The following is a 16,727-nucleotide window of genomic DNA, read 5'->3' as shown; positions in this document are numbered from 1 at the left end:
TTCAAGTCAGAGTGGGCGTCTCTGCAATTTCTTCTGAAGGACCCTTTGATTTCCAACGATTTCGACGCCCGCCGCGCCGGCCTGCACATGCCCGCCGAATGGGAGCCGATGGCCGCCACCTGGCTGGGCTGGCCGGTGCTCGACCACCGCGAAACCTTGTGGGGCGCGCACTACGACGCGGTCTGCCGCGCGTTCGGCCTGCTGGCGCGCACCATCGCGCGCTACCAGCGCTGCATCGTGGCCGCGCACGCACCGCTGGCCGACGCGGCCCGCGCGGTCTGCGGCCCGCAGGTGCGCGTGGTGCCCATCGCGGCCGAAGACAACTGGCTGCGCGACTGCGGTCCGATCTTCCTCGTCGACCAACAACAGGCGAGCCAGACCGCGGTGGGTTTCCGCTTCAACGCATGGGGCGAGAAGTACCACCCGCACGACGGCTGCCAGCGCGCCGCCGCGGACATCGCCGCGCTGGCCGGCGTGCCGCTGGTGCGTTCGGATATGGTGCTCGAAGGCGGCGCCTTCTACGTGGACGGGCAGGGCACGCTGCTCACCACCGAGAGCTGCCTGCTGCACCCGAACCGCAACCCGGGCCTGCGCAAGACGGAGATCGAGGCCGAGCTGCGGCGCATGCTGGGCGTGCACAAGATCGTCTGGCTGCCGGGCCATGCGGCCGAGGTGGAGACCGACGGCCACATCGACGGCATTGCGTCGTTCATTGCGCCGGCCCGCATTCTTTTCAATGCGGCCGACCCCGACCAGGGCGACTACTTTCGCGCGATGCAGGAGAACCGCCGCGCGCTCGAGCTGGCGACCGACGCGTGCGGCCGTCGCTTCGAGATCCTCGAGCTGCCCGTGCCGCGCGACGTGCACAGCTACGGCAGCGCGCGTTTTTGCGACCTCTATTCGAACTACATCCTCGTCAACGGCGCGGTGATCTCGACCGCCTTCGGCGTGCCGCGCGATGCGCAGGCGCGCGAGGTGTTCGCGCGTGCGTTCCCGGATCGCCGCGTCGAGCTGCTGCCCATCGATGCGATCTCGCTGGGCGGCGGCGCCGTGCACTGCTCGACGCAGCAGCAGCCGATGCAGGGGAATCGCCTGGCCGTGCGCGGCTTCTAGGGCGCGATCAGCTGCGACACCGTCGCCTGCAGCTGCGCCGGGTCCACCGGCTTGTGCAGCATCTGCCAGCCGCGGGCCGCCACGTCGCTCAGGCGCCGTGGGTCGGTGTCGCCGCTCACGATCAGCGCGGGAATCGCGTCGTCGTTGTATTCCTCGTGCAGGCGGTCGACCACGTCGATGCCGGTCTCGCCCGCGCGCAGGCGGTAGTCGCTGATGATGAGCGCCGGCTTGCCGGGCTGGCGCGCGGCGAGCGCCAGCAGCTCGTCGCCGCCTTCGGCCGCGATCACCCGCAGGCCCCAGCTTTCGAGCAGCAGCTGCAGGCCCAGGCGGCTTTCGCCGTCGTCCTCGGCCACGAGCACGAGGCGGCCGGTGTCGGCCGGCAGTGGCGCAGACGGCGCCTCGGGCGCGGGCAGCGCCTGGCGCGCCAGCGGCACCGTCACCGAGAACACCGTGCCCCGGCCGACGCGCGAGCGCAGCGCCAGCGGATGGCCCAGCAGCGCGGCCGTGCGCCGCACGATGGCCAGGCCCAGGCCCAGCCCCTTGGTGCGGTCGCGCTCGGGGTTGCCGAGCTGGTGGAACTCCCAGAACACCTGCTCCTGCTCGGTGGGCGGAATGCCGGGGCCGGTGTCCCACACCTCGATGTGCAGCGCGTCGGCACCCGCGCGGCGGCAGCCGATGAGCACGCCGCCGCGCGCCGTGTAGCGGATCGCGTTCTCCACCAGGTTGCGCAGCACGCGGTCGAGCAGCGCGGGGTCGGAGTGCACCACGGCATCGCCCGCGCGCAAGCGCAGCGACAGCGCCTTGCCCGCCGCCTGCGGCGCGAACTCCAGCTGGATCTGGTCGAGCAGGCCCGCCAGCGCAAACGGCCGCGCCTTCACGCGCACCACGCCCGCGTCGAGTCGCGAGATGTTGAGCAGGCCTTCGAACAGCAGCCCCATCGCCGCGGCGGCGCGGCCGATGCTGTCGACCACGTGCCGGCTCGCCGCCGGCAGCGCCTGCCCGCGCAGCACGCCCACGAACAGGCTCAGCGCATGCACCGGCTGGCGCAGGTCATGGCTGGCCGCGGCAAGGAAGCGCGACTTGGCGAGGTCGCTGCGCTCGGCCGCATCTTTCTCCAGGCGCAGCTGGCGCAGCAGGTAGAGGTTTTCGAAACGCAGCTCGAGCGAATCGACCTGCGTGCGGTACATGCGCTGCGCGAAGGCCAGCGTGACGAACAGGTAGAGCACGCCGGCCGCCGACATCACGCGCAGCAGCACGTCGTCGAGCGTGGCCATCGCGAGGATCGCGGGCGCGAAGTACGTCACCTGGAAACCGTAGAGCAGCCCCAGGTCGATGCAGTAGGCATAGATCGCGCCCGTGCCCATGGTGAGCATCGCCACCACGATGAACATCTGCTGCGGCAGCGACACCTGCAGCATCCACCCCGCCAGCGGCAGCCCCCACAGCAACCCGCCGAGCACCGCGCCCCCCATCGCGCCGCGCCGCCAGCGCCGCAGCGCGCCCGCATCGTGTTCGGCCTGCCGGTAGCGTGCCACCTGCCACGCGCGCGCTGCCGTCAGCACCGCGTTGGCGCCCACCCAGGCCAGCAACTGCTCGTGCGCAACCGCGCCCCACAGCGCCGCCACCACCAGCCCCGCCGTGAGCATCACGCCGAGCAGCGAGAACGGAAAGTTGCGCCGCAAGGCAGCCATGCGCGCGGCAAAGACGGGGTCGGCGGGCGTCGTGGGTGGGGTGGCGCTCATCGGTGTGTGGCGGGTGGGGGAGGTGGGATCGCCGAAGGTGGCGATCCCAAGGTAACGCGTGGCGTGGGGGGCGTCATGGGACTTTAGTCCAATGCGTGCGTTTGCCCGGGGTGCCGCAGGCGCATGGCATCATCGTGCGCCGCTTCCCACCACCCACCCATGTCCGCCGATTCCTTCGTCCGCCGCGTTCGCAGCCAGCTCGACCAGCTGTCCGCGACCGAACGCCAGCTTGCCGATTTCGTCCTGGAGTTTCCCGGCGAGCTGGCCAGTTACGCGGGCAACGAACTGGCGGAGCTGGCGGGCGTGTCGCCCTCCACGGTGAGCCGCTTCATCCGGCGCATCGGCTACGAGAACTACGAAGAGGCGCGGCGCCAGGTGCGCGAAGAAAAGCAGACCGGCTCGCCGCTGTTCCAGAACGCGACCGAAGCCTCCAAGCGGGGCCACCTCGTGGCCACGCACTTCCAGCAATCGCAGGCCAACCTGGCGAGCACCTTCGAGCGCCTGAGCGACAAGCAGATGGCCGAGATCGTGAAGGCGATCATCGGGGCGGGGCAGGTGCTGATCTTCGGCACGCGCAGCAGCCACGCGTTCGCGCTGTACCTGCGCTGGCAGATCATCCAGGTGGTGCCGCGCGTCACGGCCATTCCGGGCCCCGGCGAGACGCTGGCGGAGCACTTGGCGGGGCTGGGCGAGCGCGACTGCGTGATCGTGTTCGGCACGCGCCGCCAGACGCGCCAACTCGACACGCTGCTCGCGGGCGCGCAGCGCGTCGGCGCGAAGATCGTCTACATCAGCGACCGCGCCTCGCCCGATTTCGCGGGTGCCACCTGGTCGCTGCAATGCGACTGCCGCGGCCCGGGGCTGCTCGACAACCACGCGGCCGTGATGGGCGTGTGCGACCTGATCGCCACGATGGTGATCGAAGCCGCCGGCTCGGCCGGGCGCAAGCGGCTGGCGGCGATCGAGCTGGGGCACGAGGAAAACGGCGAGCTCTGAAAGAGCGCGCGGCCTCCGCGCCGGCTACTTCGCCGCTTCGCTGCGCGGCAACTGCGCCTTCAACAACTGCGCCATCTCCTTCTTGCGCGCCGGCGGCAGCCGCGGCGTGATCGCGCCGAAGCTGATCGCCGCCAGCGTCGTGGCCGACGCCGCGAAAGTGCGCCCCACGCCCGACACCCCTTCGGTGAGCGTGTCCACGATGTCGGCATGGCCCGCAGCGCGCGTGCGCTTCACGGCCTGCTTCATGCGCTCGCGGGTGAAGCCGGCCTGCGCGTACTCGGCGGTGTGGCGCTCGAGGATGCGGTCGATCTCGGCGTCGGACAGCGCGGCCATCAGCGCCAGCCCGCCCGCGCCCAGGCCCAGCAGGCGGCGTCCGCCGACGTCAGTGGTGAACACCTTCACCGGAAAGTGCCCTTCCTCGCGGTGCAGGCACACGCAGTAGTCGCCCTGGCGGATCACGAGGAACACGGTGTCGCCCGACATGCGCGCGAGCTTTTGCATGAGGGCGCGGCACGAGTCCACCAGCGGCACGCGCCGCATCGAGGCAAAGCCCAGCTGCATGGCGTCGATGCCCAGGCGGTAGGCCTTGCCGTCGGGGTCGCGCTCGGCGAACTGTTCCTCGGCCAGGCATGAGAGCAGGCGGTGCACGGTCGAGCGCTCCAGCCCCGAGGCGGCGATCACTTCGGTGAGCTTGATGCCTTCCTCGTGGTGCTCGGCCAGCAGACGCAGCAACTGCAGGGCGCGCCGCAGGCTCTGGGCGCCGGCGGTCTCTCTGGGTTCGTCCATATAGTGGGAAAAATTGGAATTAGTGTTTGGGATGCAGGAATTTCGAAGTCTAAACTGCCCCCGCCCCAGACACCGACCCGGAGACACACGATGGCGTACGACACCCTCGAAATCGAACACCACGGCGCCGTGCGCCGCATCCTGCTGGCCCGCGATGCCCAGCGCAACGCCCAGAGCCAGCAGATGCTGGACGAGCTCATGGCCGCCTTCGACGACGCCGCGCGCGACGACACGGTGAACGCCGTGGTGCTCGGCGGCAAGGGCGCGCACTTCTCGGCCGGCCACGACCTCAAGCAGGCGCAGGCCGAGCGCGCGAACTTCACCGTGGAAGAGCGCTGGGCCTACGAAGAGCTGCGCTACTTCGACTACTCGATGCGCATCTGGGACTTTCCCAAGCCCACCATCGCGCAGGTGCAGGGCGCCTGCGTGGCGGGCGGTTTCATGATCGCCAACATGTGCGACCTGGTGGTCGCGGGCGAGTCGGCCTTCTTCAGCGACCCCGTGGGCCACACGCTGGGCGCGGCGGCCACCGAGGTGCTGATCCATCCGTGGGTGATGGGCGCGCGCAAGGCCAAGGAAATGCTCTACACCGGCGGCAAGCTGTCGGCGCAGGAGGCGCATGCCATCGGCATGGTCAACCGCGTCGTGCCCGATGCGGAACTGGCCGACGCCGCACTGGCGCTGGCGCAGCAGATCGCCAAGGCGCCGCCGTTCGGGCTGCGCCTGATCAAGCGCTCGATCAACCGCACGCTCGACGCGCAGGGCCTGCGCACCGCGCTGGCCGCGCACTTCGACACGCACCAGCTCTCGCACCTGAGCGAGGGCTTTCTCACGGCCCGCGACCGCGGCCTGGCTTCGGCCATCCAGAAGAACCCCGCCTCCGCCTGAATCAAGATGACCTTGCACCGTCTCGAACCCCTGCTGAACCCGGCCTCCATCGCCGTGGTCGGCGCCAGCGGCAATGCCGCGCGCATCGGCGGCATGCCGCTCGCGCACCTCACGACATTCGGCTACCAGGGCGCGATCTACCCGATCAACCCGAAGTACGAAGAAGTCTTCGGCCTGCGCTGCTGGCCCGACCTCGAAGCACTGCCCGCCGCGCCCGACCTGGTGGTGCTCGCGCTGGCCGCGGCCGAGGTCACGCCGATGCTGCGGCGCTGCCAGGCGCGTGGCGTGCGCGCCGTCATCGTGTATGCCGCGGGCTTTGCCGAAGCCGGTGACGCGGGCGCCGCGCTGCAGGCCGAGCTGGAGGCCTTCGTGGCCACCACCGACATGGTGGTCGCGGGCCCGAACGCCATGGGCTTCGCCAACCTCAACACGCAGGCCCACACCAACTTCGCTTCGGTGTTCAACACCGCGCCGATGCAGCAGGGCCCGGGCCGCGTGAGCCTGCTCACGCAAAGCGGCAACGTGTGCGCCGCGGTGTACGCCATTGCGCGCCGGCTGGGCGTGGGCTTCAGCCACTTCATCAACACCGGCAACGAAGCCTGCGTGGACTTCGCGCAGTACCTCGAATACCTGGCGCAGGACGACGCCACCGACGTGGGCATCGGCTACATCGAAGAGCTGCGCGACGGCCCGCGCTTCATGGAGGCCGCGGCCGAGTTCGTGCGGCGCGACAAGCTGCTCATCCTCTACAAGGCCGGCGAGACCGAGAAGGGCTCCGAGGCCGTGCGCTCGCACACCTCGGCGCTGGCGGGCGACCAGCAGATCTACCAGGCGGCGTTCCGCCAGCTCAACATCATCCAGAGCCACGACTTCGCGCAGATGGCGCAGCTCGCGCACCTGGCGGGCTACCGGCATCGCAGCGCCGGCAAGCGCGTGGCGATCATCACCATCTCGGGCGCGCTGGGCGCGATCCTGGCCGACAAGTTCATCGGCCAGGGGCTCGACGTGCCCACGCTGCCGCAGCCGCTGCAGGACCAGCTGCGCGCCGGCATTCCCGACTACGGCATGGTCTCCAACCCGGTCGACGTGACGGGCAACGTGGTGAACGACCCCGGCTTCGTGCGCACGGCGATGGAAGCGCTGGCGGTGTCCGACGCCATCGACGCCATCGTGGTCTACGCGCCGGGCTACATGCTCGACCGCATGGCCGACGACCTGTGCGCCGTGGCCGACAAGCACCCGCGCCTGATCGTCGCGATCGACACCGGCGCAGCGAAGACGCGCGAGCAGTTGCGCGCGGGCGGCGTGCCGGTGTTCGAGGACATCGGCGTGGCCGTGTCGGCGCTGTCGCCCTTCCTGTTGTGGCAGGAGCGGCGCAAGCACAACCCCTGGCTGCAGGTGCGCAGCCAGCCTGCGCCCGCGCGCGCCGCGCTGGCAGGCCGGGCCGACGAGCACACCACCAAGCGCTACCTCGCGGAGTTCGGCGTGCAGCCGGTCGACGAGGCTGTGGCGCGCACGGCCGAAGAAGCCGCGGCCGTGGCCGGGCGACTGGGCTTTCCGGTCGTGCTGAAGGTGCTCAGTGCCGACATCGCACACAAGACCGAAGCCGGCGGCGTGCGCCTGCGGCTGGGCAATGCGCAAGAGGTGTGCAAGGCCTTCGACGAAGTGATGGCCTCGGCGCGCGCCTACGCGCCCACGGCGCAGATCGACGGTGCGCTGCTGCAGAAGATGGAAGCAGGGCAGGCCGAACTCATCCTCGGCGCCACGCGCGACCCGGTGTTCGGCATGACGCTGACCGTGGGCCTGGGTGGCGTGCTCACCGAGCTGTACAAGGACGTGAGCCACCGCGTGCTGCCGGTCGACGAAGCGATGGCGCGCGACATGCTGGGCGAGCTCAAGGCCTTTCCGCTGCTCACGGGGTATCGCGGCCGGCCGCTGGGCGATGTCGAGGCCGCGTGCCGCGCCATCGCCGGGTTTTCACGCGCCGTGCTGGCGCTGCAGGAACAGGCAGACGAGGTCGAAGTCAACCCGCTGCTCGTGAAGGAACAGGGCCAGGGCGTGCGCGCGCTCGACGCGCTGGTCCTGGCTTCGTAAGACACAACCACAACCATCGACAGAGACAGGAGACATCCCATGTTCAAGAAAGCACTGGCCTGCGTGGCCCTGGCCGCCGCCGCTCTGGCGGCCGGCCCCGCCGCGGCGCAGACCTACCCGACCAAGCCCGTCACGCTCGTCGTGCCGTTCTCGCCCGGCGGCGCGGCCGACATCATGTCGCGCCTGCTCGCCGAGCGGCTGCACAAGCGCCTGGGCCAGCCCGTGCTGGTGGAGAACAAGCCCGGTGCCGGCACCATGATCGCGTCGGAGTACGTGGCCAAGGCCGCGCCCGACGGCCACACGCTGCTGCTCGCGGCCTCATCGCTGGGCATTGCGCCCAGCCTGTACAGCAAGGTCAACTACGACCCGGTGAAAGACTTCGCGCCGGTCTCGCAGGTGGCCTCGGTGGTGCACGTGCTGGTGGTGCATCCGAGCATTCCGGCCAAGAACGTGGGCGAGCTGGTGAGCTGGCTCAAGGCCAACCCCAACAAGGCGAACTACGGCTCGGTGGGCGCGGGCACGTCCACGCACCTGGAGGCCGAGCTCTTCAACAGCGTGGCCGGCGTGAAGATGCAGCACATTCCCTACAAGGGCAGCGCGCCCGCGCTCACCGACATGATCGGCGGCCAGCTGCAGGTGATGTTCGATGCCTACGCGTCCTCGGGCCCCTTCATCAAGGACGGCAAGGTGCGCCTCCTGGCCGTGACCACGGCGCAGCGTTCGCAGTCGCTGCCCGACACGCCCACCGTCGCCGAGTCGGGCCTGCCCGGCTACGAAGCCATGCCGTGGCTGGGCGTGGTCGCGCCGGCGAAGACGCCTGCAGCGGTCGTGAACAAGCTGCACGACGAACTGCAGGAAGTGCTCAAGGAACCCGAGGTGAAGGACAAGTTCCGCAGCCTGGGCCTGGACATCATCGGCAACAAGCCCGAGGAGTTCGCTGCCTTCCTGCGCAAGGACATCGTGAAATGGGCCAAGGTCATCAAAGACTCGGGCGCAAAGGCCGACTGACATCCGCGAACCATCAGCAAGAACGAGAAAGCAGACAAGCATGCAAGTGGGTTACTCGGCGGAAGATGAAGCCTTCCGCCTCACGTTGCGCGACTGGTTCGATACGCACTATCCGCGCTTCGTCGCGGCCTGGCCTGGGGGCGCGCCCGACGCCAACGAGCTGACCTGGCGTCGCGCCTGGGAAGACCACGTGTGCCAGGCCGGCTGGTCGGGCCTGGGCTGGCCCGAGGCTCACGGGGGCAAGGCCTGGCCGCTCACGCGGCAGGCCATCTTCCACGAGGAGCAGGCCCGCATCGGTGCGCCGCTGGGCGTGAACATCATCGGCCACGGCATCCTGGCGCCCACGCTGATCCACTTCGCGAGCGAGGCGCAGAAGGCCCGCTACCTGCCCGGCATCTTGAGCAACCGCGAGATCTGGTGCCAGGGCTATTCCGAGCCTGGCGCGGGCTCCGACCTTGCGGCGTTGTCCACGCGGGCCGAGCGGCGCGGCGACCACTACGTGCTCAACGGCCACAAGGTGTGGACCTCGTTCGCACACATTGCCGACCACTGCTTCGTGCTCGCGCGCACCGACGCCGTGGCCGCGCGCCACAAGGGCATCAGCTTCCTGCTGGTGGACATGAAGAGCCCCGGCGTGCGCGTGGAACCCATCCGTCAGATCACGGGCGAGTCGGACTTCAACGAGGTCTTCTTCGAGGACGTGAAGGTGCCGCTCGACGCACTCGTGGGTGAAGAGAACGGCGGCTGGCGGCTGGCGATGGCCGCCGCGAGCTTCGAGCGCGGCACCTACTTCATTCCGCGCCAGGTGCGCTTCACGCAGGAGCTGGGCGCGCTCACGCGGCTGGCGGCCGGCGTGCAAAGGGGCGGACGCCCGGCGCTCGACTGCCCGCACCTGCGGCGCGACCTCGCGCGGCTGGCGGTCGACAGCCATGTGCTCAAGCTCAAGTCGTACCGCGCGCTCACGCACGCGATGCGCGGCGGCCCGCCGGGGCCCGAGGGCTCGTCGACCAAGCTGCACTGGAGCGAGTCGCACCAGAAGCTGCTCGCCACCGCCATGGAGGTGCTGGGCGAGCGCGCGCTGGCCGGCGCCGAGCCCACGGGTGCTGACCCGCAGGCCGCGGCCTGGGTGCGCGACTACCTGTGGACGCGCGCCGAAACCATCCTGGCGGGCACGTCCGAAGTGCAGCGCAACATCCTGGCCGAGCAGATGCTGGGCCTGCCCAAGAACTGACCGACGACGACACGACCCCATGGATTTCGCATTGAACGACGAGCAGCAGATGCTGCACGCGTCGGCCCACCGCTTCTTCGCCGACCACCACCCGCTCGTGCGCGCACGGCGCGCCTTGCCCTGGACCGATGCCACGCAGCAGTCGCTGTGGGCCGACATGGCCGGCATGGGCTGGATGGCACTGCTGGTGCCCGAGGCGCACGACGGCCTGGGGCTCGGCATGAGCGAGGCCTGCATCGTGGCCGAGGCCGCAGGCCAGCAGCTGTTGAACCTGCCGCTGGCCGGCAGCGCCGTGTTGTTGCCGTTGTGGCTGCAGGCGTGTGGCGACACACCGCCCGATGCGTTGCGCGAGGGGGTGCGTTCGGTGATGGCGGGCGAGGGCGCCTTCCATTGCATCGCGGACGGTGACGGCTGGATCGACCATGCGGGGCAGGCTTCGGATCTCGTGGTGGTGCAGGGCTGGCACGACGACGCGGTGCCGCTGCGCGTGGCGCTGCGGCCGATGCCCGAGGGCGCTGTGTCCGACGCGCTCGACCCTACGTTGCGACAAGCACCGACGGCTCCCGCGCCTTCACTCGCATGGGAGACGCTGCCCATCGTGCCCGAAACACGCGCCCGCGTGCGCGCCGCCCACCGCGTCGCGCTGTCGGCGGAACTCGTCGGCGTCGCGCAGGCCGCACTCGACCTCGCCAGCGCCTACGCCCGCGAGCGCGTGCAGTTCGGCAAGCCCATCGGCAGCTACCAGGCCATCAAGCACCAGCTCGCCAACGCGTGGATGGGCGTGGACAACGCGCGCCTGGCCGTGCGCTACGCCGCTGCCGCGCTCGACGGCGGCCAGCCGGACTGGCGTTTTGCCTGCGCCGCGGCCGAGTTCACTGGCATCGAAGGCGCTCAGCAGGCCACGCGCACGGCCATCCAGGTGCATGGCGGCATGGGCTTCACCTGGGAGCACGACGCGCACCTGTACCTCAAGCGCGCGCAGCACCTGGCGACGCGCCTGGGCGGTGCGTCGCGCGCGCTGGACCAGGTCGAGGCGCTGGCCCTGGCCTGAGCGGCGTCAGGCCTGCGGCGCAGCATCTGCGCGCAGGCCATCGATCAGCAGCGACAGGCCTGCCCGGAACTCGGTCTCCGCATCGCTGGCCGTGGCGGTGGTGGCGATCTCGATCAGGTGCGGAAACCGGTCCGGTGGCAGCGCCTGGAAGCGCGCGATCGTGTCGTCGGGCGATTCGTCGGCTTGCAGCGTGAGCGGCCCGGCCAGCTCCGCCTGTGCGGCGCCCATGATGAGCGCGGACACGGCGCGAAAACCCACGAGCAGGCGGGCGCCGCTGCGGCCGCTCTGGGCCAGCGTGCGCAGCAGGGCTTCGGTCACTTCGAACACCGCGGGCGAGCGGCTGCGCCTCGTGAGGATCAGCGGAATCACATGAGGATGGTCGCGGATCACGCGCCACAGCGCGATCGCGATGTCTTCCAGCGCGTCATGCCAGGGCTGGTGGCTGTCGGTCTCCCAGCGCACCTTGCCCAGCACCGCCTCGACCACCAGCATCTCCAGCTCCTCGCGCTGCGAGACGTAGTTGTAGAGCGTCATCGCGCCGGTTTCCAGCCGGCTCGCGAGCGCGCGCATGGTCAGGCCGGAGAGGCCGTCCGCATCGACCAGCGCCAGCGCGGCCTGCTGGAGCTGTTCACGGGTGAATTTGGCGGACGTCCCACGCTTGACTCCGTTCTCGAAGAGGTTGTAAAGTATTAAACGTACAGTGTACTTAAAAATCATAGGACGCTTTCCAGCCACCCGGCCCGGCGTCTTCGCAACCCTTCCTGAAGGATCATCGATGAAGTTCTCGCCCGGCGATGTGGTGCCCGCCACGGCCCTGGAAACGATCCACGGAAAGCCCTTGCAACTGCCGGACGCCGGTTCGCGCTGGGTCCATCTGCAGTTTCGCCGCTTCGCGGGCTGCCCGGTCTGCAACTTCCATCTGCTGACCTTTGCCCGAAGGCAGGGCGAGCTGGCGGCGGCGGGCATTCGCGAGGTCGTGCTCTTTCACTCGTCAGCGCAGGAGATGCGCAAGTACCAGGCGCAGCTGCCGTTCGACTGCGTGGCCGATCCCGCCAAGGCGCACTACCGGCGCTTCGGCGTGGAGACCTCGCGGCTGGCGTTCCTGCATCCGCGCGTCTTCTGGAGCGGCCTGCGCTGGGTGCTCGCGACGGGCCGCTTCTACAGGAAGGCGGAAAACGGCATCACGGGTTTGCCAGCCGACGTGCTCATCGACGCGCGGGGCACCGTGGTCGCCGTCAAGTACGGCGGGCACGCGGACGATCACTGGGACGTCGACGAGCTGCTGGCGCTGGCCGGCGCGGCGAGTTCCTAGACAGCGGCGCACGCCTGCGGTGCGCCAGCGCACGCTGCAGGTGCGCTCGGGCGCCGCTTTTCAGCCAGACCCCGGAGAACCCGTCTTCCAGGCCTGAAAAACACCCGGCATGAAGCTTGCAAACGCTCGCAACTGAATGAAATTTGAATTTCAACTATTCAAAGTAGGTGAAATCCATATGCCATCCAGGCGCGATGCCGCCTACGATGCGATCCGCGACACCGGGCTGCACCGCGCAAGCAAGCACTTCATTCCTTCTCAAGGGGTTTTTCCATGGCTGGACCTGCACTCTCCTCCGGGCCCGACTCGCCCCGAGTCGCGGAGCTCGATCGCGCGCTCGACACCATCGGCGTCACGCGCTCGCACCACACGATCATTTTCCTGATCCTCATCGGTTGCCTGTTCGATGCCTTCGAGCAGAACGCGGTCGGCATCGTCGGCCCGATGCTGCGCGAGCAGTGGGGGCTGAGCGCCTCCGACATCGGCTTCCTGAACACCGTCACCTTCGCCTGCGCGGCCATCGGGCGGATCATTTCGGGCTTCATCGCCGACCGCTACGGCCGCCGCGTGATGCTGTCGATCGACCTGCTGCTGTTCACGCTCGGCGCGGGCATCTGCGCGATGGCGCCCAACTTCACGGTGATGGCGCTGGGCCGCGCGGTGGTGGGCTTCGGGCTGGGCGGCGAGATCGCCATTGCGGTCACGATGCTGGCCGAGTTCTGCTCCACCAAGTTCCGCGGCACGGCGGTGGGGATGGTCAACGTGGGCGCCGGCGGGCTCGGCAACTTCCTCGCACCGGGCTTCGGCCTGCTGGTGTTCTGGATGTTCCCGGGCGACAACGCCTGGCGCTGGCTGTTCGCCTGCCTCATGGTGCCGGCGCTGCTGGGCGCCTTCTACCGCCGCTACATCCCCGAGACGCCGCGCTTCCTGCTGTCGCAGGGCCGCGTGAAGGAAACGAATGCGGTGCTGTCGCGCCTCGCCTCGGGGCGCCTGTCGGGCAAGCCGGCGGCGCCCCAGCAATACATCACCGACGACGGCACGCTGGCGCAGGCCGCCCGGCCGAAGGTGCGCGTGACCGAAATTTTCCGCGGCGCACTCGCGCGGCGCACGGTGCCGCTGTGCATCACGATCTGGATGACCTACGGCGCACAGATCTCGGTGCTCACGCTGATGCCGACCATCCTCGTGACGCTGGGCTACAGCATGTCCAAGAGCCTGCTGTTCACGATGGTGATGCAGGGCGGCAGCCTGCTGGGCGCCATCGCGGCCTCGCTGCTGGGCTTCCACTTTCCGCGCAAGCGCGTGCTGACGGCCGGCGCGGTGTGCGCCTGCCTCGCGGCGCTGACCATCGGCTTCGTGGCCAAGAGCATCGTCGTGATCCTCATCGCGGGCGCGGTGTTCCAGTTCTTCGTGCTGCTGCTCAACACCACCATCTGGATCTTTGCGCCCGAGCTGTACCCGACGCGCGTGCGCGCCTTCGGCACGGCCTTCATCCTGGCTACGGGCACGGCGGCCGGCGCGCTGATGCCGCTGGTGGCGGGCCGCCTCTTCGACAGCTTCGGGCTGGTCGGCGTGTTCGGCCTGGCCGCCGCGATGTACGCGGTGTTCGTCGCCAGCGTGCAGTGCGTGCCCGAGACCTACGGCCAGTCGCCCGATGCGCTGCCGCTGCCCGGCGAGGCCGAGGCTGAAGACCGCGCACCGGGCGCGACGCTGGCCCGCTCGAACTGAACCGCGCAACGAACGATCTCCAAAGAAAGCGTTTTTCCGCATGCCCGACATCCTGCTCATCAACCCCAACGCCTCCGTCGCCACCACCGACATGATGGTCGGCATCGCGTCCGCCGAAGCGCCCGCCGGTTGCCGCGTGACCGGCCGCACCGCGGTGCAGGGCCCGCCGATGATCGTCAACGAAGACGAGCTGAACGCCGCTGCGCACGAGGTGCTGAAGGTGTGGCGCGCGGCGGCGGGCGAGGGCTGGGACGGCGTGATCGTCAGCGCCTTCGGCGACCCCGGCGTGGCGCTGCTGCGGCGCGAGGCCGGCGTGCCCGTGGTCGGCATCGCCGAAGCCTCGATGCTCGCGGCAGGCGAGGGCGGCCGCCGCTTCGGCATCGCGACCGTCACGCCCGACCTGGTGGCGCCCATCGAGGCGCGCGCGGCCGCGCTCGGCTTGCGCGCGCAGTTCAGCGGCATCCGCCTCACGCAGGGCGATCCGCGTGCGCTCGCGGCCGATGCGAACGCACTCGAAGAGGCGCTGGCGCAGGCCGTGCAACGCTGCATCGACGACGATGGCGCGCAGGCCGTGATCATCGGCGGCGGTCCGCTCGGGCAGGCCGCGCTCGCGCTCGCGCCGCGCTTCGACGTGCCGGTGATCGCACCGATCGGTGCGGCGATGCGGCTGCTGTGTTCGAAGCTCGCGGTCACGCCGTGAGACGTTCGTCGCGGCGATGAGAGGCGAGGCGTTTTGGCAATGAACGCCTTCTAGAATGAAACGACACACTTGTCCGCAAACATCGGGCAAGCCGCATCGTTCGTTTTCTTTTTTGCATGCCTCACTTTCGACCGCGTTCCGCTTTCCTCGCTTTTCTTCTCCTCTCTTCCCTCGGCGCCGTCGCACAAACCGCGACACCCCAGCTGGTCCTCGTGCCGCATCACGAGCGTGCGCCGGAAATATCCAACGCTCCCGCACTCGACCTTGCCGTGACGCGCTTCGCGGGCATGGCGTCGGGCTCGTACTACTGGCCCGAAGGCCTGCTCGCCGAGCAGCTGATCTCGGGCCTGGCCTCGCGCCCCGACCGCAAGCAGCAGGCGCTGCCTGACGGCCAACGACTGCTTTCGTCGTATCGCCGGCCCTACGACGGCGGCGAGCGCGCGGCCGTGCTGGTCGACGACCGCAGCGGTGACGTGCTGGCTGCCGCGCTGGTGCATCGCAGCTGCGGCAAGGACTCGTCGTCGAGCGGTTGTCTCGACGACCAGCATGCCGTGCTCTCGATCTTCTTGCGTCCCGGCCTCGACCGCACCAAGGCGCAACCGCTGGTCGCATGGAGCCAGCAGGTTCCCGACCGCATGCAGGGCGGTGAGGGCGTGGGCGAGAAGATCGCCACGACCGAGTACGTCACGATGGACGCCGCGCGCACCACGGCACGGCCCATCGTGCGGCCCAACAAGGCCTTCTCCGCGCAGGTGCCGCTGTACCCCAAGGCATTGATCTACGGCACCGCGCAGGACGCGCTGAGCGACGCCAAGGCCAAGCGCGTGCTGCGCCTGCAGACCGTCGACACGCCGCAGCAGGTGCTGGCGTTCTACAAGCAGCTGTCGCCGCCGCTGAAGGACATCGAGTCCAGCGACGGCTTCATCGCCGGCAGCCGCAACGGCCTGAGCTTCTCCGTCGAAACGACGGTCCCGCGCGACATGCCCGCGATCACGAACATCGAAGTGGAAATTTCCGAATGAAGAAGACATTGATTCCGGCGGCGTTCGCGTCGCTGGTGCTCGCCTGCGCGTTCGCAGCCCATGCACAAGACGCGGCCGGCCCCGTCACGACCGAACTGCCGCCGCCCACGCTGCGCTTGAGCGAGCAGACGCGCATCCGCAGCGCCGTGATCGGCCTCGTCGGCTACGCGCGCGGCAGCTACACCGAACCCGACACGCTGATCGCGCAGCAGCTGCTCGAAGGCATGCGCTCGAAGTTCGACGTCACGCGCACCGTGTGGCCCGACGGCCGCCAGGTCATCGCGTCGGTCAGCGGCGGCGGCCACGGCGAAGAGCGCGCGGCGATGCTGATCGACGCCGACGGCCGCGTGCAGGCGGTGGGGCTGGTCAACGGCCACTGCCGTGCGCCCGCCAAGCGCGACGACCCCAAGGTGTGCAACCCCTTGCCGCAGACCGTGCTGTCGGTCTTCCAGCGTGCCGGTGCCAGCCAGGCCGACGCCGCGCCGCTCGTGGCCTGGAGCAAGCAGCTGCCGTCGTTCCTCGCGGCCATGGCCGACAGCGACGATCCGGCGGATGTGGCCGCCGCGCAGAAGATCGCCAGCGTCGAATACATCACCGGCCAGCCGGGCGTGCCGGGCTGGCGCGCCGAGCAGCTGCCGCCGGGTTTCCCGGCGTCGCTGCATCCGCTGCTGGTGCAGACGGCCGAGGTGAACAGCACTGCCAGCGCCGGCAAGATCGTGCTGCCCAAGGGGCTGGCCGGCCTGCCGATGCGCACGGCCTACCAGAGCGCCCAGCGCCCCGAGGCGCGGCTGCCCGATGCCGAGGTCACGCTTCGCAGCTACGAGCCGATCGCCAAGCTGGTCGACGCGTACCGCGAACTCGCCAAGGGCGCGACGCTGGACGAGGAGGGCCGCGAGGTCGTCTTCAACGGCACCGACGGCGCGGGCCGCTACAGCGTGCGCCTGCGCGACGCGAAGGAAACCGGCGTGTACATCACCGTGGCGAGCTGGAAGCGCAAGTAGCCGCGCCCTGCGTTGCATGGCCCTTTGCGGGCCGGATGTCAATCGGAGGATTCTT

The 16,727-nt window shown here is 69.6% G+C and carries 15 protein-coding genes; 12 read left to right on the top strand and 3 right to left on the bottom strand.

Annotation, left to right across the window (positions count from 1 at the left end; translation table 11 throughout):
• The first annotated feature begins 45 nt into the window (after positions 1-45).
• A complete protein-coding gene (locus tag ACAM52_RS15815) occupies positions 46-1,113 on the top strand; it encodes an agmatine/peptidylarginine deiminase (RefSeq protein WP_369647592.1) in 1,068 nt (355 codons plus the stop codon).
• On the opposite strand, the gene ACAM52_RS15810 is transcribed toward ACAM52_RS15815, so the two are convergent.
• The gene (locus ACAM52_RS15810) at positions 1,110-2,855 is read right to left on the bottom strand and encodes a hybrid sensor histidine kinase/response regulator (RefSeq protein WP_369647591.1); all 1,746 of its coding nucleotides are present in this window, start codon (positions 2,853-2,855) and stop codon (positions 1,110-1,112) included. The two genes, ACAM52_RS15815 and ACAM52_RS15810, sit on opposite strands and share 4 nt — an antisense overlap.
• A 159-nt stretch (positions 2,856-3,014) precedes the next feature.
• Here ACAM52_RS15810 and ACAM52_RS15805 point away from each other — a divergent pair, with 159 nt between their 5' ends.
• Positions 3,015-3,851 carry a MurR/RpiR family transcriptional regulator gene (locus ACAM52_RS15805; protein ID WP_062480494.1) on the top strand — a complete coding sequence of 279 codons (837 nt, stop codon included), beginning with the start codon at positions 3,015-3,017 and terminating at the stop codon, positions 3,849-3,851.
• Positions 3,852-3,875: 24 nt separating this feature from the next.
• On the opposite strand, the gene ACAM52_RS15800 is transcribed toward ACAM52_RS15805, so the two are convergent.
• Positions 3,876-4,637 (bottom strand): IclR family transcriptional regulator, encoded by a 762-nt coding sequence (locus tag ACAM52_RS15800; protein WP_095744772.1) that lies wholly within the window; start codon positions 4,635-4,637, stop codon positions 3,876-3,878.
• Between the two features lie 90 nt (positions 4,638-4,727).
• On the opposite strand from ACAM52_RS15800, the gene ACAM52_RS15795 reads away from it, so the two are divergent.
• Genes ACAM52_RS15795 through ACAM52_RS15775 form a run of 5 tightly spaced genes read left to right on the top strand, consistent with a single transcriptional unit; the run spans position 4,728 to position 10,909 of the window.
• Positions 4,728-5,525 carry an enoyl-CoA hydratase gene (locus ACAM52_RS15795; protein WP_070059491.1) on the top strand — a complete coding sequence of 266 codons (798 nt, stop codon included), beginning with the start codon at positions 4,728-4,730 and terminating at the stop codon, positions 5,523-5,525.
• A gap of 6 nt (positions 5,526-5,531) precedes the next feature.
• Complete coding sequence (locus tag ACAM52_RS15790) at positions 5,532-7,619, top strand: acetate--CoA ligase family protein (protein ID WP_369647590.1); 2,088 nt, start codon at positions 5,532-5,534, stop codon at positions 7,617-7,619.
• A gap of 39 nt (positions 7,620-7,658) precedes the next feature.
• Entirely contained in the window at positions 7,659-8,627 is a 969-nt protein-coding gene (locus tag ACAM52_RS15785) for a tripartite tricarboxylate transporter substrate binding protein (RefSeq protein ID WP_369647589.1), read from the top strand.
• Between the two features lie 40 nt (positions 8,628-8,667).
• Entirely contained in the window at positions 8,668-9,858 is a 1,191-nt protein-coding gene (locus tag ACAM52_RS15780; protein ID WP_369647588.1) for an acyl-CoA dehydrogenase family protein, read from the top strand.
• Positions 9,859-9,877: 19 nt separating this feature from the next.
• Positions 9,878-10,909: an acyl-CoA dehydrogenase family protein gene (locus tag ACAM52_RS15775; protein ID WP_369647587.1), complete on the top strand. Its 1,032-nt coding sequence runs from the start codon at positions 9,878-9,880 to the stop codon at positions 10,907-10,909.
• Positions 10,910-10,915: 6 nt separating this feature from the next.
• Here ACAM52_RS15775 and ACAM52_RS15770 read toward each other — a convergent pair whose 3' ends face one another.
• Positions 10,916-11,626, bottom strand: coding sequence for a TetR/AcrR family transcriptional regulator (locus ACAM52_RS15770; RefSeq protein ID WP_369647586.1), 711 nt, complete (start codon positions 11,624-11,626; stop codon positions 10,916-10,918).
• A gap of 58 nt (positions 11,627-11,684) precedes the next feature.
• On the opposite strand from ACAM52_RS15770, the gene ACAM52_RS15765 reads away from it, so the two are divergent.
• From ACAM52_RS15765 to ACAM52_RS15745, 5 genes are all read left to right on the top strand, one after another.
• The gene (locus ACAM52_RS15765) at positions 11,685-12,221 is read left to right on the top strand and encodes a peroxiredoxin-like family protein (RefSeq protein WP_369632260.1); all 537 of its coding nucleotides are present in this window, start codon (positions 11,685-11,687) and stop codon (positions 12,219-12,221) included.
• Between the two features lie 273 nt (positions 12,222-12,494).
• Complete coding sequence (locus ACAM52_RS15760) at positions 12,495-13,949, top strand: MFS transporter (protein ID WP_159272391.1); 1,455 nt, start codon at positions 12,495-12,497, stop codon at positions 13,947-13,949.
• 40 nt (positions 13,950-13,989) lie between these two features.
• Positions 13,990-14,649, top strand: a complete 660-nt coding sequence (locus ACAM52_RS15755) for an aspartate/glutamate racemase family protein (RefSeq protein WP_369647585.1) — start codon at positions 13,990-13,992, stop codon at positions 14,647-14,649.
• A 269-nt stretch (positions 14,650-14,918) separates the two neighbouring features.
• On the top strand, positions 14,919-15,671 hold the full coding sequence (locus tag ACAM52_RS15750; RefSeq protein WP_369647584.1) for a hypothetical protein: 753 nt from the start codon (positions 14,919-14,921) through the stop codon (positions 15,669-15,671).
• Positions 15,668-16,672, top strand: coding sequence for a hypothetical protein (locus tag ACAM52_RS15745; RefSeq protein ID WP_369647583.1), 1,005 nt, complete (start codon positions 15,668-15,670; stop codon positions 16,670-16,672). Before ACAM52_RS15750 ends, ACAM52_RS15745 begins: the two co-directional genes overlap by 4 nt.
• Positions 16,673-16,727: the final 55 nt, after the last annotated feature.

Origin of the sequence: Variovorax sp. V118, assembly GCF_041154445.1 — a bacterium.
In the GTDB taxonomy this organism is placed as follows: domain Bacteria; phylum Pseudomonadota; class Gammaproteobacteria; order Burkholderiales; family Burkholderiaceae_C; genus Variovorax; species Variovorax boronicumulans.
Note: the sequence above shows the minus strand (reverse complement) of the source record. Positions and strands in the feature narration are given on the sequence as shown.

Coding starts and splice junctions, on each gene's coding strand:
- ACAM52_RS15810 (WP_369647591.1), bottom strand. CDS start 2,855: ATGAGCGCCACCCCACCCACGACGCCCGCCGACCCCGTCTTTGCCGCG.
- ACAM52_RS15805 (WP_062480494.1), top strand. CDS start 3,015: ATGTCCGCCGATTCCTTCGTCCGCCGCGTTCGCAGCCAGCTCGACCAG.
- ACAM52_RS15800 (WP_095744772.1), bottom strand. CDS start 4,637: ATGGACGAACCCAGAGAGACCGCCGGCGCCCAGAGCCTGCGGCGCGCC.
- ACAM52_RS15795 (WP_070059491.1), top strand. CDS start 4,728: ATGGCGTACGACACCCTCGAAATCGAACACCACGGCGCCGTGCGCCGC.
- ACAM52_RS15790 (WP_369647590.1), top strand. CDS start 5,532: ATGACCTTGCACCGTCTCGAACCCCTGCTGAACCCGGCCTCCATCGCC.
- ACAM52_RS15785 (WP_369647589.1), top strand. CDS start 7,659: ATGTTCAAGAAAGCACTGGCCTGCGTGGCCCTGGCCGCCGCCGCTCTG.
- ACAM52_RS15780 (WP_369647588.1), top strand. CDS start 8,668: ATGCAAGTGGGTTACTCGGCGGAAGATGAAGCCTTCCGCCTCACGTTG.
- ACAM52_RS15775 (WP_369647587.1), top strand. CDS start 9,878: ATGGATTTCGCATTGAACGACGAGCAGCAGATGCTGCACGCGTCGGCC.
- ACAM52_RS15770 (WP_369647586.1), bottom strand. CDS start 11,626: ATGATTTTTAAGTACACTGTACGTTTAATACTTTACAACCTCTTCGAG.
- ACAM52_RS15765 (WP_369632260.1), top strand. CDS start 11,685: ATGAAGTTCTCGCCCGGCGATGTGGTGCCCGCCACGGCCCTGGAAACG.
- ACAM52_RS15760 (WP_159272391.1), top strand. CDS start 12,495: ATGGCTGGACCTGCACTCTCCTCCGGGCCCGACTCGCCCCGAGTCGCG.
- ACAM52_RS15755 (WP_369647585.1), top strand. CDS start 13,990: ATGCCCGACATCCTGCTCATCAACCCCAACGCCTCCGTCGCCACCACC.
- ACAM52_RS15745 (WP_369647583.1), top strand. CDS start 15,668: ATGAAGAAGACATTGATTCCGGCGGCGTTCGCGTCGCTGGTGCTCGCC.